The sequence below is a fragment of the Limnohabitans sp. T6-5 genome (assembly GCF_003063315.1).
Taxonomy (GTDB): domain Bacteria; phylum Pseudomonadota; class Gammaproteobacteria; order Burkholderiales; family Burkholderiaceae_C; genus Limnohabitans_A.
Genome location: NZ_NERV01000004.1, coordinates 18,326 through 43,806 on the forward strand (window position 1 = coordinate 18,326; position 25,481 = coordinate 43,806).

At 56.8% G+C, this 25,481-nt stretch carries 33 protein-coding genes; 18 read left to right on the top strand and 15 right to left on the bottom strand.

The window, feature by feature from the left end:
* Window positions 1-29: 29 nt before the first annotated feature.
* A complete protein-coding gene (locus B9Z51_RS15415) occupies window positions 30-1,262 on the bottom strand; it encodes a M20 aminoacylase family protein (protein WP_108376073.1) in 1,233 nt (410 codons plus the stop codon).
* 2 nt (window positions 1,263-1,264) lie between these two features.
* Window positions 1,265-2,245 carry an ABC transporter permease gene (locus B9Z51_RS15420; protein ID WP_108376074.1) on the bottom strand — a complete coding sequence of 327 codons (981 nt, stop codon included), beginning with the start codon at window positions 2,243-2,245 and terminating at the stop codon, window positions 1,265-1,267.
* Between the two features lie 245 nt (window positions 2,246-2,490).
* On the opposite strand from B9Z51_RS15420, the gene B9Z51_RS15425 reads away from it, so the two are divergent.
* Entirely contained in the window at window positions 2,491-3,174 is a 684-nt protein-coding gene (locus tag B9Z51_RS15425; protein ID WP_108376075.1) for a glutathione S-transferase family protein, read from the top strand.
* A 14-nt stretch (window positions 3,175-3,188) separates the two neighbouring features.
* Window positions 3,189-4,442 (top strand): multifunctional CCA addition/repair protein, encoded by a 1,254-nt coding sequence (locus tag B9Z51_RS15430; protein ID WP_108376076.1) that lies wholly within the window; start codon window positions 3,189-3,191, stop codon window positions 4,440-4,442.
* Window positions 4,443-4,840: 398 nt separating this feature from the next.
* Here B9Z51_RS15430 and trxC read toward each other — a convergent pair whose 3' ends face one another.
* The 5 genes from trxC to B9Z51_RS15455 form a co-directional block, all read right to left on the bottom strand.
* On the bottom strand, window positions 4,841-5,287 hold the full coding sequence (trxC, locus tag B9Z51_RS15435; protein WP_108376077.1) for a thioredoxin TrxC: 447 nt from the start codon (window positions 5,285-5,287) through the stop codon (window positions 4,841-4,843).
* Between the two features lie 89 nt (window positions 5,288-5,376).
* The gene (gene infA, locus B9Z51_RS15440; RefSeq protein ID WP_108376078.1) at window positions 5,377-5,628 is read right to left on the bottom strand and encodes a translation initiation factor IF-1; all 252 of its coding nucleotides are present in this window, start codon (window positions 5,626-5,628) and stop codon (window positions 5,377-5,379) included.
* Window positions 5,629-5,642: 14 nt separating this feature from the next.
* The gene (locus tag B9Z51_RS15445; RefSeq protein ID WP_233254997.1) at window positions 5,643-5,894 is read right to left on the bottom strand and encodes a hypothetical protein; all 252 of its coding nucleotides are present in this window, start codon (window positions 5,892-5,894) and stop codon (window positions 5,643-5,645) included.
* A gap of 341 nt (window positions 5,895-6,235) precedes the next feature.
* A complete protein-coding gene (locus B9Z51_RS15450; RefSeq protein ID WP_108376079.1) occupies window positions 6,236-6,430 on the bottom strand; it encodes a DUF2905 domain-containing protein in 195 nt (64 codons plus the stop codon).
* Window positions 6,431-6,432: 2 nt separating this feature from the next.
* Window positions 6,433-7,521 carry a class I SAM-dependent methyltransferase gene (locus B9Z51_RS15455; RefSeq protein WP_233254998.1) on the bottom strand — a complete coding sequence of 363 codons (1,089 nt, stop codon included), beginning with the start codon at window positions 7,519-7,521 and terminating at the stop codon, window positions 6,433-6,435.
* 32 nt (window positions 7,522-7,553) lie between these two features.
* Between B9Z51_RS15455 and B9Z51_RS15460 the strand changes: the two genes are divergently transcribed.
* Genes B9Z51_RS15460 through B9Z51_RS15485 form a run of 6 tightly spaced genes read left to right on the top strand, consistent with a single transcriptional unit; the run spans window position 7,554 to window position 11,759 of the window.
* Complete coding sequence (locus B9Z51_RS15460; protein ID WP_108376081.1) at window positions 7,554-8,360, top strand: SDR family oxidoreductase; 807 nt, start codon at window positions 7,554-7,556, stop codon at window positions 8,358-8,360.
* Entirely contained in the window at window positions 8,354-8,722 is a 369-nt protein-coding gene (locus tag B9Z51_RS15465; protein WP_108376082.1) for a dihydroneopterin aldolase, read from the top strand. Before B9Z51_RS15460 ends, B9Z51_RS15465 begins: the two co-directional genes overlap by 7 nt.
* A gap of 3 nt (window positions 8,723-8,725) precedes the next feature.
* The gene (locus B9Z51_RS15470; RefSeq protein ID WP_108376083.1) at window positions 8,726-9,511 is read left to right on the top strand and encodes a hypothetical protein; all 786 of its coding nucleotides are present in this window, start codon (window positions 8,726-8,728) and stop codon (window positions 9,509-9,511) included.
* 18 nt (window positions 9,512-9,529) lie between these two features.
* Window positions 9,530-10,468 (top strand): tRNA 2-thiocytidine(32) synthetase TtcA, encoded by a 939-nt coding sequence (ttcA, locus tag B9Z51_RS15475; protein ID WP_108376084.1) that lies wholly within the window; start codon window positions 9,530-9,532, stop codon window positions 10,466-10,468.
* A gap of 17 nt (window positions 10,469-10,485) precedes the next feature.
* On the top strand, window positions 10,486-11,106 hold the full coding sequence (locus B9Z51_RS15480) for a DUF4136 domain-containing protein (RefSeq protein WP_108376085.1): 621 nt from the start codon (window positions 10,486-10,488) through the stop codon (window positions 11,104-11,106).
* A gap of 8 nt (window positions 11,107-11,114) precedes the next feature.
* Complete coding sequence (locus tag B9Z51_RS15485) at window positions 11,115-11,759, top strand: histidine phosphatase family protein (protein WP_108376086.1); 645 nt, start codon at window positions 11,115-11,117, stop codon at window positions 11,757-11,759.
* 738 nt (window positions 11,760-12,497) lie between these two features.
* Here B9Z51_RS15485 and ruvB read toward each other — a convergent pair.
* Both ruvB and ruvA read right to left on the bottom strand, forming a co-directional pair.
* The gene (gene ruvB / locus B9Z51_RS15490) at window positions 12,498-13,544 is read right to left on the bottom strand and encodes a Holliday junction branch migration DNA helicase RuvB (protein WP_108376087.1); all 1,047 of its coding nucleotides are present in this window, start codon (window positions 13,542-13,544) and stop codon (window positions 12,498-12,500) included.
* Between the two features lie 36 nt (window positions 13,545-13,580).
* A complete protein-coding gene (gene ruvA / locus B9Z51_RS15495) occupies window positions 13,581-14,156 on the bottom strand; it encodes a Holliday junction branch migration protein RuvA (RefSeq protein WP_108376088.1) in 576 nt (191 codons plus the stop codon).
* Window positions 14,157-14,252: 96 nt separating this feature from the next.
* Here ruvA and B9Z51_RS15500 point away from each other — a divergent pair, with 96 nt between their 5' ends.
* Window positions 14,253-15,236 (top strand): PhoH family protein, encoded by a 984-nt coding sequence (locus tag B9Z51_RS15500; RefSeq protein ID WP_108376341.1) that lies wholly within the window; start codon window positions 14,253-14,255, stop codon window positions 15,234-15,236.
* A gap of 21 nt (window positions 15,237-15,257) precedes the next feature.
* Window positions 15,258-15,713, top strand: coding sequence for an rRNA maturation RNase YbeY (gene ybeY, locus B9Z51_RS15505; RefSeq protein WP_108376089.1), 456 nt, complete (start codon window positions 15,258-15,260; stop codon window positions 15,711-15,713).
* A 61-nt stretch (window positions 15,714-15,774) separates the two neighbouring features.
* On the opposite strand, the gene B9Z51_RS15510 is transcribed toward ybeY, so the two are convergent.
* A complete protein-coding gene (locus B9Z51_RS15510; RefSeq protein WP_108376090.1) occupies window positions 15,775-16,749 on the bottom strand; it encodes a tripartite tricarboxylate transporter substrate binding protein in 975 nt (324 codons plus the stop codon).
* A 95-nt stretch (window positions 16,750-16,844) separates the two neighbouring features.
* On the opposite strand from B9Z51_RS15510, the gene B9Z51_RS15515 reads away from it, so the two are divergent.
* The 6 genes from B9Z51_RS15515 (at window position 16,845) to B9Z51_RS15535 (ending at window position 20,296) form a co-directional block, all read left to right on the top strand.
* Entirely contained in the window at window positions 16,845-17,630 is a 786-nt protein-coding gene (locus B9Z51_RS15515; protein ID WP_108376091.1) for a DUF3047 domain-containing protein, read from the top strand.
* Window positions 17,631-17,880: 250 nt separating this feature from the next.
* Window positions 17,881-18,846, top strand: a complete 966-nt coding sequence (locus tag B9Z51_RS15520; RefSeq protein WP_158272909.1) for a porin — start codon at window positions 17,881-17,883, stop codon at window positions 18,844-18,846.
* Window positions 18,847-19,171: 325 nt separating this feature from the next.
* Window positions 19,172-19,321, top strand: coding sequence for a hypothetical protein (locus tag B9Z51_RS18470; RefSeq protein ID WP_158272910.1), 150 nt, complete (start codon window positions 19,172-19,174; stop codon window positions 19,319-19,321).
* Window positions 19,322-19,340: 19 nt separating this feature from the next.
* A complete protein-coding gene (locus B9Z51_RS15525; protein ID WP_108376093.1) occupies window positions 19,341-19,598 on the top strand; it encodes an antitoxin in 258 nt (85 codons plus the stop codon).
* Window positions 19,595-19,921, top strand: coding sequence for a type II toxin-antitoxin system PemK/MazF family toxin (locus tag B9Z51_RS15530; RefSeq protein WP_108376094.1), 327 nt, complete (start codon window positions 19,595-19,597; stop codon window positions 19,919-19,921). The genes B9Z51_RS15525 and B9Z51_RS15530 overlap by 4 nt, the downstream gene beginning before the upstream one ends.
* Before the next feature lie 27 nt (window positions 19,922-19,948).
* Window positions 19,949-20,296 (top strand): transcriptional regulator, encoded by a 348-nt coding sequence (locus tag B9Z51_RS15535; protein WP_108376095.1) that lies wholly within the window; start codon window positions 19,949-19,951, stop codon window positions 20,294-20,296.
* 252 nt (window positions 20,297-20,548) lie between these two features.
* Here the strand turns inward: B9Z51_RS15535 and B9Z51_RS15545 are convergent, their stop codons facing one another.
* The 4 genes from B9Z51_RS15545 to B9Z51_RS15560 form a co-directional block, all read right to left on the bottom strand.
* Window positions 20,549-20,842 carry a type II toxin-antitoxin system RelE/ParE family toxin gene (locus tag B9Z51_RS15545; RefSeq protein WP_108376097.1) on the bottom strand — a complete coding sequence of 98 codons (294 nt, stop codon included), beginning with the start codon at window positions 20,840-20,842 and terminating at the stop codon, window positions 20,549-20,551.
* Window positions 20,830-21,126: a CopG family ribbon-helix-helix protein gene (locus B9Z51_RS15550; RefSeq protein WP_108376098.1), complete on the bottom strand. Its 297-nt coding sequence runs from the start codon at window positions 21,124-21,126 to the stop codon at window positions 20,830-20,832. The genes B9Z51_RS15545 and B9Z51_RS15550 overlap by 13 nt, the downstream gene beginning before the upstream one ends.
* A gap of 231 nt (window positions 21,127-21,357) precedes the next feature.
* Window positions 21,358-22,575 (bottom strand): type II toxin-antitoxin system HipA family toxin, encoded by a 1,218-nt coding sequence (locus B9Z51_RS15555; protein ID WP_233255018.1) that lies wholly within the window; start codon window positions 22,573-22,575, stop codon window positions 21,358-21,360.
* A 5-nt stretch (window positions 22,576-22,580) separates the two neighbouring features.
* Entirely contained in the window at window positions 22,581-22,916 is a 336-nt protein-coding gene (locus B9Z51_RS15560) for a helix-turn-helix transcriptional regulator (RefSeq protein WP_199227559.1), read from the bottom strand.
* Between the two features lie 267 nt (window positions 22,917-23,183).
* Here B9Z51_RS15560 and B9Z51_RS15565 point away from each other — a divergent pair, with 267 nt between their 5' ends.
* Window positions 23,184-23,846 (top strand): DUF433 domain-containing protein, encoded by a 663-nt coding sequence (locus B9Z51_RS15565; RefSeq protein WP_108376343.1) that lies wholly within the window; start codon window positions 23,184-23,186, stop codon window positions 23,844-23,846.
* Window positions 23,843-24,265, top strand: coding sequence for a DUF5615 family PIN-like protein (locus B9Z51_RS15570; RefSeq protein WP_108376100.1), 423 nt, complete (start codon window positions 23,843-23,845; stop codon window positions 24,263-24,265). Before B9Z51_RS15565 ends, B9Z51_RS15570 begins: the two co-directional genes overlap by 4 nt.
* 139 nt (window positions 24,266-24,404) lie before the next feature.
* On the opposite strand, the gene B9Z51_RS15575 is transcribed toward B9Z51_RS15570, so the two are convergent.
* On the bottom strand, window positions 24,405-25,412 hold the full coding sequence (locus B9Z51_RS15575) for a porin (protein WP_158272911.1): 1,008 nt from the start codon (window positions 25,410-25,412) through the stop codon (window positions 24,405-24,407).
* Window positions 25,413-25,481 lie beyond the last annotated feature (69 nt).

Sequence of the window (25,481 nt, forward strand, 5' to 3'; positions counted from 1 at the left end):
CCTTGGGTTGAGGTAATGGGTTTGAGGGATCAGGAAAGGGGCAAGGCTTGCTCGATCAGGCTGGCATGCAAAGCAGCGCCGAGCGGCAAGATCTCGTCGTTGAAATCGTAGCGGCTGTTGTGCAGCGGGTGCGGCCCGGGGCCATGCGGCAGGCCCTGGCCAATGCGGATGTACGCGCCCGGCTTGGCTTGCAGCATGAATGAAAAATCTTCGCCGCCCATGCTGGGCATCATGTTGCGCCAGACCTTGTCTTCGCCCACCAGCTGGGTCGCCACATCGGCCACAAAATGGGCTTCGGCCACGGTGTTCACGGTGGCCGGGTAGGTGCGCTCGTAGTGCAGCTCGGCCGAGGCGCCAAAGCCCTGGGCAATGCCTGAGCACAAAGCACGCAGGCGGTCTTCAATCTGGTCTTGCACTGATTCGCTGTAGGTGCGCACCGTGCCCACCAGGGTGACCTCACCCGGGATCACACTCATGGCAGCGGGGTGGCCGCCTTGCATCGAGCAAATGCTGACCACGGCCTGGTCAAACGCCGACAAATTGCGTGACACCACGCTTTGCGCCGCCGTGATGAGGTGGCCTGCCACCAGCACCGGATCAACAGCCTGATGCGGGCGCGCACCGTGGCCGCCTTTGCCGCGGATGAGGATTTCAATGCGGTCAACTGCCGCCTGCATGGGGCCGGGCGTGACGCCAATCACACCCAAAGGGGTTTCGGGCGAGTTGTGCTGGGCAAAGACTTTTTCACAGGGAAAGCGCTCAAACAGACCGTCTTCCATCATGGCGCGGGCACCGGCGTAACCTTCTTCACCGGGCTGAAAAATCAGCACCGCCGTGCCGTCAAAGCGTCGGGTTTCTGCCAAATAGCGGGCGGCGCCCATCAGCATGGCCGTGTGGCCATCGTGTCCGCAGCCGTGCATCAGGCCGGGCTTGGACGATTTCCAGGTGCATTCGTTGTATTCGGTCAAGGGCAGGGCGTCCATGTCGGCCCGCAGACCAATCATGCGGCCGGGGTTGCTGGCCGAACGGCCCTGCCCATGCACCAGCGCGACCACGCCGGTTTTGCCCAGGCCGGTGTGGATGCTGTCCACACCGCACAACTTGAGCGCCTCGGCCACGCGGGCTGAGGTGTAGACCTCTTCAAAGCCCAATTCGGGGTGCGCGTGCAAATCGCGCCGAAAGGCCGTGAGCTCGGGGTGAAACTGGGCAATGCGCGCAAAGGCAGCGCCATGCCCCCAAACCGATTGCAAGGAAGCGCCCATGGTCAATGTCCTCCGGCCTTGCCCACGCGCAGGCGGGGATCGACCACAAAATACAGCAAGTCCACTACCAGATTGATGACCACAAAAATCAGCGCAATCAGGCACAAATAAGCGGCCATCACTGGAATGTCGGCAAACGTGACCGCCTGGATGAAGAGCAAGCCCATGCCAGGCCACTGAAACACCGTCTCGGTGATGATGGCAAAAGCGATCAAACCGCCCAATTGCAGGCCCGTGATGGTCATCACCGGCACCAGGGTGTTTTTGAGCGCATGGCCAAAGTGAATGGTGCGGTTGGACAAGCCCCGGGCGCGGGCAAATTTGATGTAGTCGGTGCGCAAGACCTCCAGCATCTCGGCGCGCACCAGGCGCATGATCAAGGTCAGCTGAAACACCGCCAGCGTGATGGCGGGCAACACGATGTGGTGCCAGCCTGAGGCCGTGAGCAATCCCGTGCTCCACCAGCCAACATGCACCACATCACCACGCCCAAAACTGGGGAACCAGCCCAGTCCTACCGAAAACACCAGGATCAGCAAAATGCCGATCAGGAACGTCGGCAGCGACACGCCCAAAAGCGACAAGGTCATGAACATCTGGCTCATGAAGGTGCCGCGACGCAGGGCCGCATACACCCCCATCGGAATGCCAATGAGCAGCGCCATCGAGGCGGCCACCAAGGCCAACTCCAGCGTGGCCGGGAAACGCTCGGCGATCAGCCGCGAAACTTTGGCGCCTTGACGCAAGCTCAGGCCAAACTCGCCCTGCAGGGCATGGGTCAGGAAATGCCAGAACTGCACGAAAAAGGGCTGATCCAGGCCCAGGCTTTGGCGCAGCTCCGTGATTTGCTCGGGTTTGGCGTCTTGCCCCAGCAAAAAGACCACCGGGTCGCCCACGTACTGGAACAACAAAAACGCGATGAAAGCCACCGTGACCATCACCACCACGGCCTGAATCAGGCGTTGAAGAACGAATGCGAACATGAAAATGAGGTGCGTGGACGATGGGTGGATGTGAAGGCCATTTTGGGGGCCTGCGTGGCTTGCGGGATCATCGGTGAATTTATCAGTTGCTCAATCCTGAGACTATGCAACATTCAGGCCCGAATGCAGGAGAGGGAATTCCCCCAAAGCGTCTGTCGCGCACAAGACTGGTGCATTGGCACACAGAAACTGCAGGGCAGCCCCTCAGGTCGCTAACATGGGGGCTCCATCCACGGGAGAACACCATGATCCAGCTCTACATCGCCAACAAAAACTACTCGTCCTGGTCCATGCGCCCCTGGGTGCTGCTGCGCCAGGCGGGCATCGACTTTGAAGAGGTCTATGTCCGCTTTGACAGCTTTGCGCCCGACTCGCAGTTCAAGGCCGCATTGAAAGGCGTGAACCCTGTGGGCAAAGTGCCTGTGCTGGTGCACGATGGTCTGGCCGTGTGGGACACGCTGGCGATTGCGGAATATGTGGCCGAACAGTTCCCCGACAAGCAGCTCTGGCCACAAGAGCGCACCGCCCGCGCACGGGCCCGCAGCATCTGCGCTGAAATGCACAGCGGCTTTACGGGCCTGCGCAGCGCCTGCCCCATGAACATCGAGGCGAACCTGCCCGAGATCGGCGCTTTGACCCTGCGTGACAAACCCGCCGTGCGCTCCGATCTGGAGCGCATTTGCAGTCTGTGGAGCGGCCTGCTGGCAGAACACGGTGGCCCCCTGCTTTTTGGCGACTTCAGCGTGGCCGACGCCTACTTTGCCCCGGTGGTGATGCGCCTGAAGACCTACGCCCTGCCCGTGCCTGCCGATGTGGCCGCCTACATGGACCGCGTGTGCGCCCTGCCCGGCGTCAAAGCCTGGATCGACGACGCACTGGCCGAGCAGGACTTCATCGACTTCGAAGAACCCTTCCGGGTGGCTCGCTGAGCCAAGCGACGGCCATGCAAGTCTTTGTCGTCGGCGGTGCGGTGCGCGATGCCTTGATGGGCCAAAGCGTCAACGACCGCGACTGGGTGGTGGTGGGCAGCACGCCCGAGGGCATGACCGCGCTCGGCTTTGCCCCTGTGGGCAAGGACTTTCCGGTGTTTTTGCACCCGCAGACCCGCGAGGAATACGCCCTGGCCCGCACCGAGCGCAAAACCGCCCGGGGCTACAAAGGCTTTGCGGTACACGCCGAGCCGAGCGTCACGCTCGAAGAAGACCTGGCCCGGCGCGACCTCACGGTGAACGCCATGGCCGTGCCCGAGGCGCTGGCCCATGCCGCGCCCAGCGCATGGGCGGGCCAGATCGTGGACCCGTATGACGGCCAAGCTGATCTGAAGAACAAGCTGCTGCGCCATGTGACCGATGCCTTTGCCGAAGACCCGGTGCGCATCCTGCGCGTGGCGCGGTTTGCGGCGCGCTTTGCCGACTTCAGCGTGGCCAACGACACCATGACGCTGATGCGCCAGATGGTAGAGGACGGCGAAGTGGATCACCTGGTGCCCGAGCGCGTCTGGCAGGAACTGGCCAAAGGCCTCATGAGCAAGAAGCCCTCTCGCATGTTCGAAGTGCTGCGCGAATGCGGTGCGCTGCGCGTGCTGCTGCCTGAGCTGGACCGCCTGTGGGGCGTGCCCCAACGCCCTGAATACCATCCTGAAGTGGACACGGGCGTGCACATGATGCTGGTGATGGACATGGCCGCCCACCTGAACACGCCGCTGGCAGTGCGCGTGGCCTGTCTGATGCACGATCTGGGCAAAGGCACCACGCCCGCCGACGTGCTACCGCGCCACATTGGCCACGAAGGCCGCAGCGTCAAGCTTTTGCAAAAGGTGTGCGAGCGCCTGCGCGTGCCCACCGACTGCAAGGAACTGGCCGAAGTGGTGGCGCGCGAGCACGGCAACATCCACCGCAGTGCCGAGCTGAACGCCGAAGCCCTGATGCGCCTGCTGGAGCGCTGCGACGCGATTCGCCAGGCCCAGCGTTTTGTGCTCGTGCTGCAAGCGTGCGAATGCGATGCACGAGGGCGGCTGGGGTTTGAAGAAGCGGCGTACCCACCAGCCCAGCGTTTATTGCTCGCCCAACAGGCCGCGCTTTCGGTCGAGACCGCACCGATCGCTCAATTCGCCGCTCAAGAAGGTCTAAAAGGTCCTCAAATCGGCGAGCGGATCACTCAAGCGCGCGTGCAGGCCATTCGCCAATCCGGGGTCTGAGGGCTGCGTCCATTCAAGCACTTGCCGGATCTCAAGGTCCGACAAACACAAGGCAATCATCGTGATCTTGGCTCAGACAATGATGCGCTTGCTGTCGATGACCGTGGTCGAGCGTTGGGGCGCACCGCACAAATGTCGGACTCTTCGAGTGCCAACCTGCGAATGCCGCACGGTTGCGGGAAATCATGAGGCTGCCTTGGGTGAGGTGGTGAATCTGCCCTTGACGTCGGGGTATTTGACCACCGACTCATCTGGGACGAGGTGACTTGTAGGTCGGCACTCGAAGAGTCCGACATCTTCCATCCAACGATGTTTCTCCGTAGCTCAGGAGCTTGAGTCCGACATGTGTTTGCAAAGCACCTGCGCCTGAGTTTTGACAACCCCTGCCTACAGCCACTTCAGATGTGCGAACGCGCCCACTGCGCAATGTCAGCTGCAGACCGGAACGCGCCAGCCTGACGGGCAACTTCTTTGCCGCCGACAAACAGCGCCAGCGTGGGGATGCTGCGGATGTTGAAGCGGGCAGCAATGGCCTGAGCTTCTTCGGTGTTGAGTTTGGCCAGGCGCACCTGAGGCTCCAGCAAGCCAGCGGCTTGCTCGAAAGCCGGGGCCATCATGCGGCAAGGGCCGCACCAAGGCGCCCAGAAATCCACCAGTACGGGAATCTGGTTGCGGCCAATGTGGCTGTCAAAAGTGGTAGCGTCCAGCGCCAGCGGGTGCCCGTCAAAAAGAGCCTGGTGGCACTTTCCGCAATCGGGTGCGCTGCGTAAATCGGGCACGCCTACCCGGTTGGTGGTGTGGCAATGCGGACAAACAATGTGCAAAGACTCGGATGAAGCGGTCATCAATTCCCCTTGTGTTCAGAAACACTTGGGGGCCATGACCCGCGCTTCAAGAGGCAGCAATACAACGGTTGTGCACCGTCAAGTTCAGATCAACGATTGCGTGGCGCCATGGGGGGGCGGCCTGCCAAATGACGGAAGCTGATGCGGCCCTTGCTCAGGTCATAGGGCGACAATTCCAGGGTCACACGATCACCCGCCAGAATACGGATGTGGTTTTTGCGCATCTTGCCTGCCGAGTAGGCAATCAGTTGGTGACCGTTGTCCAAAGTCACGCGGAAACGGGTGTCAGGCAACACTTCGTTGACCACGCCCATCAGTTCAATCAGTTCTTCTTTAGCCATTTAACACGTCTTTCTCAAAACAGAATCGGTTTGGATGTCTGGCGCTCCACCCAGAGCACGCCTTCATCGAGGGCATACTGAGTGGCTGCGTCAGGCGTTGCAAATTCGGGCACAAACCGCATCACGCGGTCGGTGCTGGCGCTGCCGTGGCCACTGGCCACCGACACTTGCGCGCCAAAAGCCCCATTGGGCAGCGCCCGGGAGCAAGGTTCAATACGGTACTTGCCCATCGCAAGGGGCTTGTGAAAACAATGGTGAATCGACATGGATTTTATCTAATAGAGGTCTGGCCGCTTTTGCTGACTCTTGGTTACGGCTTGGCGGCACTGGTTTTGGCATGTCCTGCTGCCAAAAAACGCTTCCCTATGAACGCCCGAACAGGCTGATCACCGAACGTCACCGTGCAGAGGTGAGCGAAAAAGGAAGCAAAAAATCGTCTGGGCCCAGCTCTTGAAAAGCATGGCGGGCGATGAGCACAGTGGAGGACAAGACTGGCATCCCTCTGCCGGGATGCGCTATCGGCTCAGCAAGAGCGAGATGGGCATAAGTCGCCAATGGCGTGCCGCACTGTACCACGTTCGCAGTTTTGGTGCTTTTTTATACCTGTTTACAGCCATTTGGCGATCAAACTGGCCAACATGCTGAGCAACAAAGTGCTGGTAATCGGGATAAACCATTCACGCCCGAACAGTCGAAACCGGAAATCGCCCGGCAAACGGCCAAAACCGAGCTTTTGCAGCCAAGGGTGCAAGCCGCTGAAGATGATCAGGGCCAACAAGACAACGAGCATCCAGCGCAGCATGCTTACAGCCGATGCGAGCGGTCACCCCGCTCAAAGCCCTGGGCGGCCCAGTCGCTTGAGGTGGCCACGCCAATTACTTTGAACAGCTCGCCCATCTCGTGTTCGTTGACCAGGCGCTGGGCTTGACTGCGTTCGGCCAAAGTGGCGGCAGCCATGCATTCAGCAATGCCCAGATTCAACAAAAACCAGGCTTGGCTGGTGTAACCCAGCACGTCAAGTCCGGCATTTTGCGCGGCAAGCGCCACGCCGGTGAAGTTGACGTGGGCCGTGATGTCTTTTTGGCCCACCGCCACCAGCGGGTCAGCGTCTGCCTGGTGCAGCTGGTGGCACATGACGGTGCCCATGTGACGTTGAGGATGGAAATACTCCCCTTCCGGAAAGCCGTAATCCAGAAAAAACGCCGCACCGCCCTGCCCAGCCTTCAGACGCTCAGCCAAACTGGCAAGGAAGGCTTCGGCCTGCGGGTGGATTTCGGTCAGGTAGTCGTGTTCCCCCTCCACCTCCAGAGGCGGACGCAAGTCGGTCGGCCGGTCTTCCCAGACAAACCCCTCTCCCTCGCTGATCACGCCGCGCTCATGCCAGACGCCACCTGTGCGCTGCAACAACTGCACCGGCATGGCGTCGAGCACCTCGTTGCCCACCACCACGCCTTCGATCACATCCGGCCAGGCGTCGAGCCAGCGCACTTTGTGGGCGTGTGGAGCCAGTGTGTCGGCCTGCCGGGCGCGCAAAGTGCCAGACAAATCGATGATGGTGTAACGCTCAACCGAATCGCCCAGGCTGTCCAGCAGCTGCAAGGCCAGGGCACCTGTGCCCGCGCCAAACTCCCAGACATCCTGCGTGCCCGTGGCTTGCAAGGCCTGACGCACTTGCACCGCAAGCGTCTGCCCAAACAGGGGCGAGAGCCCCGGCGCGGTTACAAAATCGCTTCCCGAAGACGGCATGGCGCCAAACTTTTGCAAGGTGTTGGTGTAGTAGCCCAGGCCAGGCTCGTACAGGGCCATGGCCATGAAACGGTCAAAGCCGATCCAGCCGCCCGCTTGCGCGATGGCCTGATGGATGCGGTCACACAGGGGCTTCGTTAAACTCATGGCGTTTTTCATTAACTGTGGATTGTCCCCCAATGTCCTCCCCCCTCCCTACTGCGGGAATGCCCCGCACCGTTTTGGTGACGGGTGCCGCTCGACGCTTGGGCCGTGAAATCGCCCTGGCTCTAGCTGACGCCGGATGGCAAGTGGCCATCCACTACCGCAACTCCCATGAAGATGCGCAGGCCACTGCCCGCGACTGCGCCGCCAGATCAGGTCACCGTTCAGCCATCTTCGCCGCAGATTTGGACATCGAGTCCGAAACACGTCAGCTGTTGCCTCAGGTGATCGAGCACTTTGGCTCGGTGCATGCGATCGTCAACAGTGCTTCGCTGTTTGAACATGACACCTATGAAAATTTCAGTTTCGAACGCATGGAAAAGCATTTGCGCAGCAATACCGGCGCGGCCATTTTGTTGGCCACAGCCTTGCATACGCACTTGCTGGAACACAATGCACCGGACATCTCGGGAGTCGTGATCAATATGCTGGATCAGAAGTTGTGGAACCCCAATCCTGACTTTTTGAGCTACACCCTGTCCAAAGCGGCATTGGAGGCGGCCAATACCTTGTTGGCCCAAGCCTTGGCCCCCAAAGTGCGCGTCGTGGGCGTTGCGCCAGGCTTGACACTGACCAGCCACATGTTGTCTCAGCAAGCGTTTGAACAGATGCACAAACTCTCGCCCTTAGGCCGCTCTTCAACCGCTACAGATGTTGCGGCCACCGTTGTGTTTGCTTGTGCCAACCACTCGATCACAGGCACCACGCTGCTGGTCGATGGGGGACAACACCTTCATAAATTTGACCGTGATTTTTCATTGATGGACCCCAGCGCATGTTGACCAAAGGAAACCAAATTCTGAGCCTGACCGGGCTTCGCTTTAATGCGAACCTGGGCATTCTGGCGCATGAAAAATCAGCCCCTCAAGCCATTCAAGTCGATGCTGATCTGAACATGGGCTCTCAGCCCTTGAAGCCGGATGACGACGAAATCACCAATGTGTTGGATTACCGCAAAGTCCACACCCTGATCATTGACACCTGCACCCAACAGCACATCAATCTGCTCGAAAGCCTGACCGGCAAACTGTGCGTGACACTGATGCAATTGCCCAATGTTTTGGGTGCGCGCGTGAAAATCGTGAAACTCGACATATTCGACGACTGCGAAGTATCCATTCAACAAGAAGTCGGTCAGTGGTAAATCATGGAAGATTCTGAAAAAAAACCGTCTTATCTGAATGCCAATCAGGTCATTTTCTTGCCACTGTGGGCTCGGTGGGCAGTGATTGGCATTTTGGGCACACTGGCTTTGAGTGCCACAGTTTGCGGTGTTGTTTTTTTATTCGCAAAAGAATGGAGAGACACTGTATTGCCTGCCTTGTCGATTGCTCAAACCGCTGCAGGTGGGTTTGCAATTGTTCTGTTTGTGTTGTTTGCTGAAAAGCAATTGAGTACTCATCGTTTGATGGAGAAAACAGATCATTTTCTGGACAATCATCTGTTGGACAGTTTGTCACGCATCGAGCTACCGGGTGTCGAAAAAAACAAAACGGTTTCAGTTGCGCAAATCACACGCCAAGCAGGCATTTATGGTCGACGCAAAGACATCTATGGGGCCAACTATGAAATCAGTCTGGCCGAATTCAAAATGCGCATGTGGGTGGGCATCAATGTCCGACGCATCAGCACTATCTATTTTGTCAAAGTAGACGCTCCTGCAGACGTTCAGAAAATCAGTGATATTTTCAAGTTCACATTTGGTGGCGCAGAAAAAGTCGGTTACCACACCAACTTTGAATATTCCGAAATTGACGGCGAACACATTGTGTCGATGTGGTCAACCGTACAAGCCGAACAGGGCATTCTTGGCAATCCTGCGGAGCAATTATTCTGGGTCCAAGACATCGCCATGATGACCCAATCCGTGGCACGCACAGCTTGGCGCAACAAACTGTCCTTGCTCACAAACGCCGAACCCGGACCACTTTGAGTCCATTTCAAATACTCCATGAACACAACAACTGAAAACACCTGGGTGGACGCTGAAAGCCAAGCCAGCGATGCAGCGGCCAAGGCCGTCAAGATCGAACGCGAAACCCACAAGCTCGAAAAACGCCTTTGCCGCCAGATGGGCCAAGCGATTTCCGACTTCAACCTGATCGAGGCGGGCGACCGCATCATGGTCTGCATGTCCGGGGGCAAAGACAGCTACGGCATGCTCGACATCTTGCTCAAGATGAAGGCCCGTGCCCCGGTCGACTTCGAGCTGGTCGCGGTCAACCTGGACCAAAAGCAGCCGGGATTTCCGGACCACATCCTGCCCGCGTACCTCAAAGAGCTGGGCGTGGAGTTCCACATCGAGACGCAAGACACGTATTCGATCGTGAAGGACAAGATCCCCGAAGGCAAGACCATGTGCAGCTTGTGTAGCCGCCTGCGCCGTGGCATTTTGTACCGTGTGGCGCGTGAGTTGAGGTGCAACAAACTGGCGCTCGGACACCACCGTGACGACATGCTGCAGACCTTCTTCTTGAACATGTTCTTTGGCGGCAAGCTCAAGGGCATGCCCCCCAAGCTGGTCAGCGACAACGGCGAGTTCATGGTGATCCGCCCACTGGCCTATGTGGCCGAAACCGACCTGATCCGTTGGGCAGAGCACCGACAGTTCCCCATCATCCCGTGCACCCTGTGTGGCAGCCAGGAAAACCTGCAACGCCTGCAGGTGGGCAACATGCTGCGCGAGTGGCAAAAGAAGCACCCCGGCCGCATTGAAAACATGTTTGCGGCTTTGCAAAACGTGGTGCCCTCGCACTTGATGGATGCCAAGCTGCACGGCTTCAAGGACCTGAAAATCACCGGCATCGCCGACGAGGCGGGTGACAAGGCTTTTGACGAGGAAGAGTTCACTGAGGCCAAGTTGCCCGGCATTCAAGTGATCTCGGTTTGAACCCAAGGGAGGTTGTCATGCGTTATTTGTGGATTCTGGGTGCGTTGACTTTGATGTTGTTGACGGGCTGCTCTTCAATGCGCATCGTAGACAGCGATGTGGTGTCGGTGGCGGCAGCGCCCCCTGGCATGAATTTGCAAGGCGCCACCTACCGCTTTGAACGCCTTCCCTCCCAAGTCAACAACCCCGAAGTCGGCCTGGCTGAACAGCAAGCCCAAGCGGCCATGGCTGCTGTGGGTCTGGTACGCAACGACGCGGCGGCACAACTGAGCGTGCTGGTCGGATTTTCGGGCTCAAAATATTTTGCCGATCCTTGGGGACGCCCGATAGCACCAGGCTTTTACCCAGGCTGGACGCCTTATGGCAGCATTTTTATGGGCAGAGGCTTGGGATCGTATGGCGGTCTGGGCATAGGCATGGGCATGCGTCTGCCGCCACCCCCGCAATACCTGCGCGAAGTCAGCCTCATCATGCGCGACCTGAAGTCTGGTCAAGTGGTCTATGAAACACGGGCCAGCCACGATGGCCCGTGGAGCGACAGTGTTCAAATTTTCAGCACACTGTTCCAAGCCGCCTTGGCCAACTTTCCCCATCCTCCCGCAGGGCCACGCCGGGTGAACATTGAAATTCCGCGCTGAAAGCAAGCATGCAAACCACCCGCATTTTGGCCATTCGCCACGGAGAAACGGCCTGGAACGTGGACACCCGCATTCAGGGGCATTTGGACATTCCGCTCAACGAACAAGGACTGCGCCAAGCGAACAACTTGGCCCGTGCGCTGGCCCAGGGTGACGCCATTGATGCGATTTATGCCAGCGACCTGTCCCGTGCGCACACCACGGCCAGCGCCATTGCGCAGGCCATGGGCCAAACGGTGACGGCCCATACCGGTCTGCGCGAACGGCATTTTGGCGAGTTTCAGGGGCGCACCTTTGCCGAAATTGAAGCCGAATTGCCCGAACATGCCTGGCACTGGCGCAAACGCACGCCCGAATGGACGCCCCCCAGTGGCGGCGAATCGCTGGTCACGCTGCGCAAACGGATTGTCGGCACAGTGGACGAACTGGCTGCACAGCACCCAGGCCAGCAAATCGTGCTCGTTGCCCACGGTGGTGTGCTGGACATCCTCTACCGCGCAGCCACCCGCCTCGAATTGCAAGCGCCGCGCACCTGGCAACTGACCAACACGGCCGTTAACCGGCTGCTGTGGACGCCGCAAGGACTGTCCCTGGTCGGTTGGGGCGACACCTCGCATTTGGATGATCAGGTGCAAGACGAAACCACCACCTGAGCTTGGACCATTCGTCTATAGGTCTGTGGTCAAAAACCCCGACATTGGCTTGCTGAAGGCTTGGCTTTGTTCTGACCCAAAGGGGCTGCATGCAACGTCGGACTCTTCGAGTACCGACCTACAAGAAGCCACATTGCATTCGCAGGTCGGTGGTCAAAGACCCCGACATTGGCTTGCTGAAGGCTTGGCTTTGTTCTGGCTCAAAAGGTCTGCATGCAACGTCGGACTCTACGAGTGCCGACCTACAGGAAGCCTCCTTGCATTCGCAGGTCGGTGGTCGAAGACCCCGACATTGGCTTGCTGAAGGCTTGGCTTTATTCTGACCCAAAGGGTCTGCATGCAACGTCGGACTCTTCGAGTACCGACCTACAGGAAGCCTCCTTGCATTCGCAGGTCGGTGGTCGAAGACTCCGACATTGGCTTGCTGAAGGCTTGGCTTTATTCTGACCCAAAGGGTCTGCATGCAACGTCGGACTCTTCGAGTACCGACCTACAGGAAGCCTCCTTGCATTCGCAGGTCGGTGGTCGAAGACCCCGACATTGGCTTGCTGAAGGCTTGGCTTTGTTCTGGCTCAAAGGGGCTGCATGCAACCTCGGACTCTTCGAGTACCGACCTACAAGAAGCCTCCTTGCATTCGCAGGTCGGTGATCGGTGGTCGGTGGTCGGTGGTCGGTGGTCGAAGACTCACACGATTGCTTGCTGAATTGCCGAGTTTTTGCGGGCGATATCGCAAACAGTCACTGCCCAAAATTCTTGGGCGGCGTGACGCCCAAATGCTTGAAAGCCGCCAGCGTAGCAATGCGCCCGCGTGGCGTACGCTGCAAATAACCTTGCTGGATCAAATACGGCTCGATCACATCTTCGATCGTGTCGCGCTCCTCGCCGATGCTGGCCGCAATGTTGTCCAGACCCACCGGGCCGCCATCAAAACGGTGAATCACCGCTTCGAGCAGCTTGCGGTCCATCAGATCGAAGCCTTCGGGGTCCACGTCGAGCATGGTCAGGGCTTTTTGCGCGATGGCTTTGTGGATGGTGCCGTCACCTTTGACGTCGGCATAGTCGCGCACCCGGCGCAGCAGGCGGTTGGCAATGCGCGGCGTACCGCGCGAGCGGCGGGCGATCTCGAACGATCCTTCAGCGTCGATGGGCGCCTTGAGCAGGCCGCTGCTGCGGGTCACGATGCGGGTGAGCTCTTCAGGCGTGTAAAACTCCAGCCGCGACACAATGCCAAAGCGGTCGCGCAACGGGTTGGTCAACATGCCCGCGCGGGTGGTGGCACCCACCAAGGTGAAGGGCTGCAAATCGAGCTTGATGCTGCGGGCCGCCGGGCCTTCGCCGATCATGATGTCGATTTGGTAGTCCTCCAGCGCGGGGTACAAAATTTCTTCAACCACGGGTGACAGGCGGTGAATCTCGTCGATGAAGAGCACATCGTTGCGCTCCAGATTGGTGAGCAGCGCAGCCAGGTCCTTGGGCTTTTCGAGCACGGGGCCGCTGGTCTGGCGCAGGTTCACACCCAGCTCGGCGGCAATGATGTGGCTCAGCGTCGTCTTGCCCAGGCCGGGCGGGCCAAACAGCAGCACATGGTCCAGCGGCTCTTCGCGCATTTTGGCGGCGCTGATGAAGATTTCCAGCTGTTCGCGCACCTTCACCTGCCCGACGTATTCGTCCAACAGCTTGGGGCGCAAGGCGCGCTCCAGTGCTTCCTCTTGGTTGGACACGGGGGCTGCCGTCATGACCCGGGGCGCGGGCTGTGGAACGAAGTCGTCGGTGCGGATGCTCATCGGATCAATTCAATTCAAAGTATTGCCATCGCGGCGTTATTTGGTCAGCGCCTTCAGAGACAACTTGATGCCCTCGCTCACACCCACATCCGCAGGCAACAGCTTCAAGGCGGCGGCGGCTTCCTTCTCGTTGTAACCGAGTGCGAGCAAGGCCTGCTGAATGTCACCGTGGGCATCGCCCACATGCTGGCTGAACAAGCCGCCGATGTCGCCGCCCAGCTTACCCTTGAGTTCCAGCAACAAACGCTCGGCGGTCTTTTTGCCGATGCCGGGTACTTTGACCAATCGACCGACTTCTTGGGTGGTGATGGCTTGGGCCAGATCGGTCACGCTCATGCCCGACAACACGCTGAGCGCTGTGCGTGGGCCGACCCCGGAGATTTTGATGAGTTGGCGAAAGGCTTCACGCTCGGCCAGCGTTGCAAAACCATAGAGAATCTGGGCGTCTTCGCGCACCACAAAGTGCGTGACCAAACTGACTTTTTCACCCGTTGCAGGCAGGTTATAGAAGGTGCTCATGGGCACATTCACTTCGTAGCCCACGCCGTGGCAGTCCACGATCACTTCGGGGGGATTCTTGTCGCTCAGGATGCCTGTGAGTTTGCCGATCATGGAAAGGGGCCTTTGAATTGCAGTGATCTGGAGGAAAATCGGGGCTCCTCGGCCTGCAAAGCACCCAGCGAAACCACCACGGACAGGATTATCCACTTGATCGTCAGACACACCTTCACGCCACACAACAACACCCGCCTGTCCAACCTGTGCGGCCCCATGGACGCCCATCTGCGCTCCATCGAAGCCGGACTCCAGGTGAGCATTGCACACAGACATGAGCAGTTCAAGGTGGACGGCCCCAAGGCGCCCGCGCAGCTGGCCATGGAAATCCTGCAAGCCATGTACGAGCGTGCCGATCGTCCAATTGCCCCCGACATGGTGCAGCTCATGCTGGTGGGCGACAGCTCGGGTGAAGAAGGCGCTGACCAACCTGCCCTGCAAACCCGCCGCGCCGACCTGAAGGCCCGAACACCGGTGCAGGCGGCTTACCTGGACAACATCAGCACCCACGACATCACTTTCGGCATTGGACCGGCAGGCACGGGCAAAACCTACCTGGCCGTGGCCTGTGCTGTGGACGCGCTGGAGCGCAGCAGTGTGCAGCGCATTGTGCTGACGCGCCCGGCGGTGGAAGCGGGTGAGCGGCTGGGCTTTTTGCCAGGCGATCTGTCGCAAAAAGTAGACCCCTACCTGCGCCCCCTGTACGACGCGCTGTACGACTTGATGGGCTACGACAAGGTGCAAAAAGCCTTTGAGCGCAACGCCATCGAGATCGCGCCGCTGGCCTTCATGCGTGGGCGCACCCTGAACAACGCGTTTGTGATCCTGGACGAAGCACAAAACACCTCCACCGAGCAAATGAAGATGTTCTTGACCCGCATTGGCTTTGGTGCCAAAGCCGTGGTCACCGGCGATGTGAGCCAGATCGACCTGCCCAAAGGCCAGCTCAGCGGCCTGATTGACGCCGAGCGCGTGCTCAAACGCGTCAAAGGTATCGCTTTCACACGCTTTTCAAGTGCCGACGTGGTGCGCCACCCGCTGGTGGCCCGCATTGTGGACGCCTACGACGCCCAAGGCAGCGCCGCGCTCAGAGCGGGCATCACCACCCGCCGCAAGCCCTTGCCCACCGACGATTGAACTCAGATTAAAAAACGCTCCATGGCCTTGAAACAACTCCAACTGTCGCTGCAATTTGGCGATATCCCCGATGCTGCACGCCACCGCGCAGCCCTGCCCCGCCATGCGGTGACCCGCGCCATTCGCCATGCATTGGCAGACGATGCCGAAATCACAGTACGCATCGTGGGCGATGAAGAAGGCCGTGAACTCAACAAAAGCTACCGCAAAAAAGACTACGCCACCAACGTGCTGACCTTTGACTATGCGCAAAACCCCGTGGTGATGGCCGACTTGGTGCTGTGCGCGCCGGTCGTGGCCAAAGAAGCCAAAGAACAAGGCAAGACGCTCGCAGCGCACTACGCCCACCTGCTGGTGCATGGCAGCTTGCACGCCCAAGGCTGGGACCACGAAACCAGCGACGCCGACGCCGAAGAGATGGAAGCTTATGAAATCGAGATTTTGGCGGGTTTGGGCCTGAAAAACCCCTACCGCTGAACAGGCCAGATGCAGGCATCTTTGAATGCCGGGGCACTGCCATCCAATGGCCTGCGCGTGATCACTGCGGCGCAATGCCCGCCTTTTGAATCACTTCACTCCAGCGCTTGATGTCACTGTCCAGCAACTGCCCCAATTGGGCAGGTGTGCTGGATTTGGCTTGCACATTGAAACTGGCCATCCGCTGAATCAAATCGGGCTGCGAGAGCACCTTGCCCACCGCCAGGTTCAAAAGCTCCACAATGGCTTTGGGGGTTTTGCTGGGTGCGGCCAGCGCGTTCCAAGAGGACACGTTGAATTGACTCAGGCCGGGCAACTCGCGCACGGTGGGCACCAAGGGCATGTCTTTGGGCCGACTCTCGCCCATCACACCCAACAGTCGCACGGCTTTGGCGCTGATCTGGGGCTTGAGGGGGCCGAGAATTTCAACCGCCGCATCGATTTGGCCTCCACGCAAGGCATTCAACACGGCCGGAGTGCCATTGAACGGAATCACCTGGGCCACCAGATTGGCCTGCGTGCGCAGCAATTCGGCCGCTAAATGCTGCGTGCTGCCGATGTTGATCGTGCCGATATTGAGCTTGCCAGGGTGGGCGCGGCCATAAGCCATCAGCTCCGCCAGGGTTTTGTGGGGTGATGACTCTGGCACCACCACCGCCATGTCAAACAGCCCAAGCAAGGACACCGGCGCAAAATCGGTGCGCGGATTGAAGGGCAAATTTTTGAACAAGCCAGCGCTGACCGCCGTGCCGTTGGACATCAACAGCAGCGTGTAACCATCCGGCTCTGCCTTGGCCACCAGCTCTGCAGCGACGATGCCTCCAGCCCCAGGACGGTTGTCAATGATCACCGCTTGACCCAGGTCTTCAGCCAACTTTTGTGCAACGCTGCGAGCCGTGAGATCAGCCACACCGCCTGCGCCAAATGGCACCACGATCTTGAGCGGTTTAACTGGAAAATTCGTTTGTGCTTGCGCAGCGTTCAGCGTGAACAATCCGAAAGAGATGGCTTGAATCCAATCGCGGCGCTTGATCATTTCAAATCTTTCAAAATCGACAAAATCTCTGATGCATGACAGAATGCAAGAGCATAAGGCTGTCATTTTCACACGCAACAACCAGCAGGATATTCATGAGCTTACGGTGTTTGGGTCTACGCTTGGCAGGGTGCGCATTCATCTTGTGGGGCCTCAGTGGTTGCGCCACGACCGATGCGCCTGTGTCACCCGCCGCTGCTTTGCCGCATCCCGTCCATGGCGCCCTGGTCTTCAAACCCGAAGACAGCGCCCATTGGGAACCCGTGTTGTTGCCGGGCAAGCTGCGCACCGCCTTCAAGCTTGAAAAACATGACCGTCGCCCGGCGCTTCGAGCGCACGCTCAATCCTCTGCCAGCATGTTGAGACAGCGCCTGAACCTCGCGCCCGATCAGTTGGGGCGATTGCAATTTCAGTGGCAAGTTGAAAACCTGATGGACGGCGCTGACATGGCCGTGCGAGAGGCCGAGGACTCCCCCGTGCGCCTGATCCTGGCATTTGACGGCGACCGCAGCCGCTTTTCTGCCAAGAACGCCATGCTCAGCGAATTGACCCAAGCCCTGACCGGTGAACCGCTGCCTTACGCAACCTTGATGTACGTGTGGTGCAACCAACGCCCGGCAGAATCCGTGATCATCAACCCACGCAGTGACCGCATTCGCAAGCTGGTGGTCGAGTCAGGCGCCAGCAGGCTCAAACAATGGCTGCTGTACGAACGGGACATTCGCGCAGATTTTGAAAAAGCCTTTGGCGAGCCGCCCGGCGCCTTGGTCAACCTGGCCATCATGACCGACAGCGACAACACACGCACCAACGTGCGAGCTTGGTATGGCGACATCCGCCTCGATGGCCCACGCCCCATCATCACAACCCAGAACCCCTGAAGCTGACCGCTGCTGCTGACGATTTGACGCCTGAACGAGTGGGCCTGATGTAGCGGTATCCGCCAAGAGCGATCAGGTCCCTTCACAGTTTCCCTGTGGGTTGGCACTCAAAGAGTCCGACATGGGTGAGTCAGCGAAAACGCCATTTCAAATTTGACTCTTTAGCTGGCCAGGCCGACGTTTGAAATGGCCTTTTTGACCATAACGAGCGAAAAATTGCTTATTTAACAATCTGATTGCTCTGGCTACATTGGCAGCCGCTGGCGCTACTTTCGCACAATCTTCTGTGACCATTTTCGGTACTTTCGATCCTTCGATCGCGAACGCGCAGACTACTTACGGTAGTGGCAAAAGCGTCACCCAAAATCTGGTTCGTAACAACAGCCAAGGTACTTCTCAAGTTACTTTCACTGGTGTGGAAGACTTGGGCGGTGGTTTGAAGGCATCGTTCTTGATCGAAAATGATTTCGATGCAGGCAAAGACAGTAGCTGGAATGCTGCTGGCGGCGAAATGTACACAGGTTTGGAAGGCTCTTTCGGTTCGATCAAATTGGGCGGTGCAAACACTCCCTCCTTGACTGCACAAGCTAGCCGTCAGCCTTTTGGTACCAAAATTGGTTCCGGTTTTGGTGGTGTACTGGGCACTAAACACGTTCGCAATAGCAACTCCGTTGTTTACGCTACCCCAGTGTTCAGCGGTTTTAGCGCTGCCATTGGTTACGCATTCAAAACCAATGCCGATACAAATCCCGCACCCACAATTGCTGCAGTCGCAGATCATACTGATATCGGTTTGAACTACGCTAACGGCCCAGTGGCTGCTGGCGTTTCGTTCTACTCGGTTGCCAAAACGGGTGCAGACCTGAACAGCAACACCCAAACTAACGCGTATGCTTCGTACGATCTGGGCTTGGCCAAATTGACACTGGGTTACGTTGACGAAAAGCTGGCTACCGGCGTCAAGCAAGACGGCTTCAACGTTGCTGCAGTTGTTCCTCTGAGCGCGAACCTGAGCCTGTTGGGTAACTATGCCAAATTGGATGTCAAAGAATCTACAAAAGACAAATCGATTTTTGCCATTGGCGCAAAATATTTGTTGAGCAAGCGCACCAGCGTTTACGCTCGTTATGTTGACGAAAAGAACGACAACGTAACTGCCGCCGATTCTGTTAAAGGTGTGAAAACCACTTTGGTTGGTGTGCAACACAACTTCTGATCCAACGCTGGCACAAGCCAGCTGAAGATTTAAAAGTCTAAAAACCCACCGTGGCAACACGGTGGGTTTTTTCTTCGGGTGCGCCCAGCATGGGCGCACACCTGCGGATTCAAGCCCCGCTGCGAGTGGTCACAGTGAGCTTGAGCATGAAGGCGTCAGATACCTGCCTCGCAGAAGCACATGTTCAGTCCGCCAAGGTTTTCGAGGCGGTACATCCTCATCGCGGTATGACGCGTCGTATGGCTGATGTCAATCTGGTATTTCACGTCGAACCACTCAACGTGGCGAAGCGCACAGTCAGTGCAAACGTTCCGGGTTCTCACCGATGAATGCCTACCTGCCACCAGAGCTTGTGCAGATGGTGAACCTGCAACCCTGTTCAAACACCGAACACAGCATTGCAAAAATAACTGGCGCGCACATTCAAGCATTTGAAGTCATTGCTGTTGAGGCAGGCGGTTATACTTATATATAACAAAACACAGGAGTGCTTCATGCATACCACCAGTCTGCGCAAAGTTGGCGGCTCAGTGATGTTGGCCGTCCCACCAGCTTTTCTTGAACAATTGCACCTGCAAACTGGCGCCATGGTCGGCATGATGGTCGAACATGGTTGCCTTGTCGTGCAACCCAAGCCGCGACCACGATACACCCTTGCCGAGCTACTGGCTGCATCTGATTATTCGCAACCGCCGTCAGCGCAAGATCGCGAATGGATTGACGCACCTGCGGTGGGTGGTGAGCTGATATGAGGCGTGGTGACATTTATCTGGTCTCCATCGACCCAACAGCAGGACGTGAGCAACGCGGAAGTCGTCCTGTTTTGGTGGTGTCGCCGACCGAATTCAACGAGGCCACCAAGCTCCCAGTTGTTTTGCCGATTACCAATGGTGGGGAGTTTGCTCGTCGGGTGGGCTTCGCAGTCGCTTTGTCTGGAATCAAGACGACTGGTGTCATTCGCTGCGATCAACCACGCGTAGTTGACCTGGCCGCACGCGATGCGCGTAAGGTGGACACCCTTCCAGAGGAGATCATGGACGAGGTGCTGGCCAAAGTGGTTACGCTGTTTGAATAAGGCACAGTACGTGTGCCCCCTGAAAACATGACAACAGTAAAAATCGGAATCGCCTCTCAAGAACAAATGCGATCGAGATTTTTGGCCATTGCGAAAGGCGAGTTGAAAGTAAAGCCTTCCGATCCAAAGATTTGGTTCACCTCGATGCGTTCTTTGTCGCAAGTGCTCAGTGACGAGAACAGGGCTTTGCTCAATGCCATGCGAGAGTCCAAGCCGCAATCCATCACAGAACTGGCGTTGTTGACCGGTCGCAAACAAGGCAACTTATCTCGCACACTCAAAACAATGTGCAGCTATGGTCTTGTCCGCATGGAGAAATTGGACCATCGTGTGCGCCCTGTGGCGATGGCAGACAAGTACCAGATCATGGCTTGAGAACTGCAAACGAACTTATTGAAATAAGCATGTGTAACCATTGTGAAGTCGCCTGAAACGTCTACGTGGCAGCAAGAAAGCTGGCGAACAGGCGATGGCCTGCCTGAGGAAACTCTACACGGGCCTGAAACTTCAGATCAATGAAGTCAAGAGCGCGGTGGCCAGTGCCCACATGCGATGGAGACACCTGGACAGCATTTGGGGTTGCGCATCGTTCAGCATGACTTTCAGGGCGAAATTCTTGGCCATGACTTACCTGAAATCGTCTTCTTTTTGATGCTTGATTCTGGCAATTGTTATATCCCCATTAGACACATGTCGGAACCGAGCAATGTAGCCGCTACTACCAAAATCAATGATCACTTCTCGATGGTACATCTTGTCCTCTACTGGACGGAACCGTTCGGGCATGATGGCAATTTTTTGGAGCGCGTCACGAATCACCGAAACTGCCCGCTTGGCAACATCTTTGTCTAGCGTTGCCAGGAAGTCATGAAGCCGTTTGAGGTCTGCGATAGCTTGGGCTGAATACTTTATAGATGGCATACGGGCGCAGGTAATTCTTTATCCGTGCCCCATGAGTCCATCCACACTATGACTTCATCATGGGTGGCGTGTAGTCCTGTTTCGTCGAAATGCTTGAGGGCCGCATCACAGCTTTCGTGCCATGCGTATTCACGCTCTTTCTGCGCGATGAGCTGATTGATAGCCTCGGTAGCAAGCGCATGAGGGGTGCGCTTTTGGCGCACTGCTATCGCCTTGAGCTTTTCCCGTGCGGTCACATCCAGGCGGATGGACATAGGAACTGTGGAAGCAGTCATGGTGTTCATAGTCTGTTGATTGCAATGTAGTGCAAAGTATAGTCATTCACTACATGAGGTCAAGCCGACTTGCTGGCCGATGGATTCTGGGTTCCCAATTTTCAGGCAGTGCTTGGGAACAAACGGGTGATGACGTACTCGAGGAAACTGTACACAGGCTTGAAACTTCAGATCAACGAAGCCAAGAACGCGGTGGCCAGTGCCTTGGGGCTTGACCCTGAAGTCATCACGCAGGGGCTGTCATTGCAAAAGGGATCGTTGTTTCTGTACCGCTTGCAGAATGGCTTGACCTGTGGACCGCCGTATGCTGAATCCACCGATCAAATCAGCCCATCGATCCAACACGCCCAGCATGCCATCCAGACGTTGTTCGGCCCAACGCACATCCAGCCCGCCGCTCTGCGCCAATTGCATCAAATGCCTGCGTTGAATATTCAAACCCTCGCCACAAACGTCCATTTGGTGTTCACCACCTGGGCCTTGGCTATAGGTGAGGTCAAAGCACGGCGCCAGCTTCCAATGCCGTTGCGCATCCATGCGGTAGGCCAGATTTTTAGGGTGATCATCCCGGTTGTGAAACAGCACATTGAAGACGGCACGCTCAAATGCTTTTTGCACTTCACGTTCATCACGCGTGATCATGCGTGTGGCGCGCAAAAAAGTTGTGTAGTCCACTGCCGATGGAATTCTGAAGTCAGCGTGCAGAAAACCAGCCAAAGAATGGATAGGGACCCGCTGGCCTTGTGCCAGATCGAAGCGCTCAATGCCCAGTGCAGCCTGTTTGGCACCCAACTCAAATACATGGGTATCAGGCACCGCCAAACCGCATTCTCTGGCTAGTTGTGCATAAAACGCCTCGATGGCACAAACCTCTTTGTGTTCGCCCAAAGCCTGAAACTTAACCAACCAACCAGAACCGGATGGCATAGGCACGGTGCTGATATGGGCCGTCTTCGGCTCGTAAAACACCAGCACCTTCGGCCTAGCCCCTTGTGGCGAACCACCTAACAAGGCCAAGCGTTGCAGGGTTTCGGTGTCTTCGCCCTGCAAGACCAAAGCAGTTTCATTGGCCAAAGCGACCAGATCCATCGTGTCGGCCAGGACATCTCCCTGCGTGTCGGGCTCATAGGTGAGCGCGCCCATTCCACGATGGCCAATGAAGCTCAAACGGTCCAGTGGTGAAACCTGTTCTGGCCGAATACCTTGCTTTCTGAACAGTCTGTCCATGAGCAGCATGCCCCAGCCATCGGGCAAAGAGTCTGCAAACAAACCCGGCAAGCGCCACTGATGCAACGGGAATTGGCCCATGGCCTGCTTTTGCAAAGGCAAGTGCCGAGGTGAAAGAGCAAGACCCTCATTCAAGGCTTGGGGTGAGTATTCGAACAGCAGTTGCTGACCATCGTCGGCCAGTGTGCCCAGTGGCCAGTTTTCTCCCCAACCTTGGTAGCGAACTTGCACTGTTTTCAAAACTTGTCCTCGGTACGAGGGCGCTTGCGGGTGACACGCTGACGAGCGGGTTGTTGCTGTTGCACCATGTCGGCAATGGATGTGATCACTGGTTTGAACAGTGCCTGCAATTGCGCTTCTTGACCGAGGCACTGCACCAGTTTGATCCAGGAGGTCACCGAACCCTTGCCGGTATTTTCGAGCGTGTTGAGCGTGCTGCGAGACACGCCCATTCGCTGCGCCATGTCCGCTTGAGCGATTTCTTTTTGGACCCGCAACACTTTCAACCGGTGTGCCAGCGTCTTTCCAATTTCGTCGGCAGACGAGAAATTAAAGTCTAGAAATTCATTCATAGACTAAATTTTACAACTTAAAGATGGATTTTTAAACATTAAATTACATAGAGGAATCTTTTTGGTATCCGCAGAATCAAGGTATTTGGGATCTACCCGCAATTATTTTGCAATCGCATGAATGACCGTGTCATCTGAAGATGCTGTGATCTACCCTCTGAAATTGGCATTGCTAAGAGCCTGCAACACGGTATGAGGCGACAAGCCCAGTGGTTGCTTGCGATGTCACTTGCATATACACTTCCGAATTACCGGAGGTTTATCGCCATGTCCACAACACTCTTTGTTCCCAGTGCAGAAGCTGCATTCATCGCAGGCTTAACCGACCGACAAATGAATCGGATTGTGGATGAGCACCTCGTGCCAGAGCCCTTCTTTAAACAGCAAGGCAATAGTCGCCTGTTCACTCGCCTGGGCGCTGCTTTCGCCAAGTTTTACTTTGCGACCGAGGACTTGCTGCTTGCCAGTGCCCGTAAGCAAGTGCTTGACGAACTCAGTGCCCGAGTCAACCGGCTGCAAGTCAAAGACCAAATTTTGGCTTTGACGTTGCTAGATTCCATGAGCTGGAAGGTTGAGCGCAAGTTTGTTGAAGTCGATGTTTTGCCGTTTTTGCAAGAAGCCTTTTATCGAGCCAATGAAGTGGACCAGGCCGACGCGCTGGTGAATACCGACCCGGAAATCATGAACGGATTACCTGTATTCGCAGGCACACGGGTGTCTATCGGTATTGTGCTGGGCTCGTTGGCTGAAGGCATCTCAATGGACCGCCTGAAGGCGTCATACCCCTTTCTCACGGAAGCACATGTTCAGTCTGCCAAGGTTTATGAAGCAGTACATCCTCGTCGCGGTAGGCCGCGTCGTATGGCTGATGTCAATCCAGGGATTTCACGCCGAATCACTCATATGGCGAAGCGCACAGTCAGCGCATGACACTCCGGTTTCTCATCGACGAATGCTTATCACCTGAGCTTGTGCAGATGGCGGTTAAAGCTGGCCACAACGAGTCCACCTGTGTGCGAGATCGCGGCCTGTCAGGAACCAAAGACTGGAAGCTCATTGAGCATGTCGTTGCAGGCGACTTCACACTGGTTACTCATAACGCCATCGACTTCAGAGGTGCTGGAGTTGGCATGCTTGGCGGAGAGCATGCCAAACAAGCTATACATGCAGGGCTTGTATGCCTGAATTCTGAGTACACCATGGACCTGCAACGGCAACGCGACTTGTTTCAGATAGCCCTCAACCAGCTGGAAGAATTGGACGATTTGATCAACCAAGCGCTGGAAATCTTTGAACTGGAAGATATGTCGGTCGAGGTTGTCATCTACGATATTCCAACCACCGCCTGAAAACTGGAAAAATTGTCCACTGTGGATAATTGGGGTCAGATCCGAGTCTGACCCCAATTATTCCCAGAAAAAAACCACCGTGTTGCCACGGTGGGTTTTTAGACTTTCAAATCTTCAGCTGGCTTGCGCCAGCGTTAAATCAGAAGTTGTAGCGAATGCCTACGCCGTAAGACGATGCACTTTGACCTGCGTTGGTCGAAGCGAAGGTACGAGCGAGGTCATAAGCTGCGTTGGCCTGATTATCCAGCTTGGTGTACAAGGCATACACTTTGGTCTGCTTGTCCAGGATGAAGTTGTAACCCAGCGTAAACTGGTCGGCGCCCGATTTGGCTTCGCTGCCACGGTTGCCAGCATGACCGAAATTCACATGGAATTCATTCTGGCCCATGGTGTACATGGCTGACAGGCGGAAAGCTGTGCGGTCAACGCCAGTGCCCGACGTTTTCTGAACATAACCACCGAAACCCAGTGGGCCCATGGTGTAGTAAGCGCGTGCGGTCACGGCGTTCAGAGTGTCTGTTGTATCGCCATTTGCACCACGCTCATAGCCCAGACCCAATTGCAGGGCATCCATTGAATAGTTGGCCGCCATAGACAGCGGGCTCACTTTGGTGCTGGTGATGCCATTGCCGTCAGCGCCTTTTTTCAGGCCGTATTGGGCTTCCACGACCATATTGTTGAATTTGGGCGATGTGTAGGCCACTGCGCGGTCAAATTGGAATGCAGAAGCGGCATCCCACAGAGCGTCAGAAGAAGTGCCTGTGTCGTGGTTGTGGTTGCTGACGTAGTCAGCAGTTGCAAAGTAAGCGGCAGAACCGGCCAAACGCCCCAGTTTGACCTGACCGAATGAGCCGCCCAAGGACACTGTGGCTTCACGAGCAAAGAAGGTCGAGTTGGTCGAACCGGTGGTCAAGTTGGTGCCTGCTTCCAGTGTCACGCCTGTGGTCATGCCGCCAGCGATGTCACGGGTGGCACGCACGCCGATACGTGAAGAGTTGTCCACGAACACGTTTTCAGTAGCAGAGCCAACTGTTTGACGTTCGAGCGACACATTACCGCGGCCATAGATGTTGACACCTGTTTCTGCGAAAGCTGCAGAAGAAATGAAGGCCAAAGCGGAGAGCGCGAAGAGTTGAGTATTTTTCATTTTTGATAATTTATAAATTGTCATAAAGCAGAAACCCACCGTGTTGCCACGGTGGGTTTCTTTTTCTAA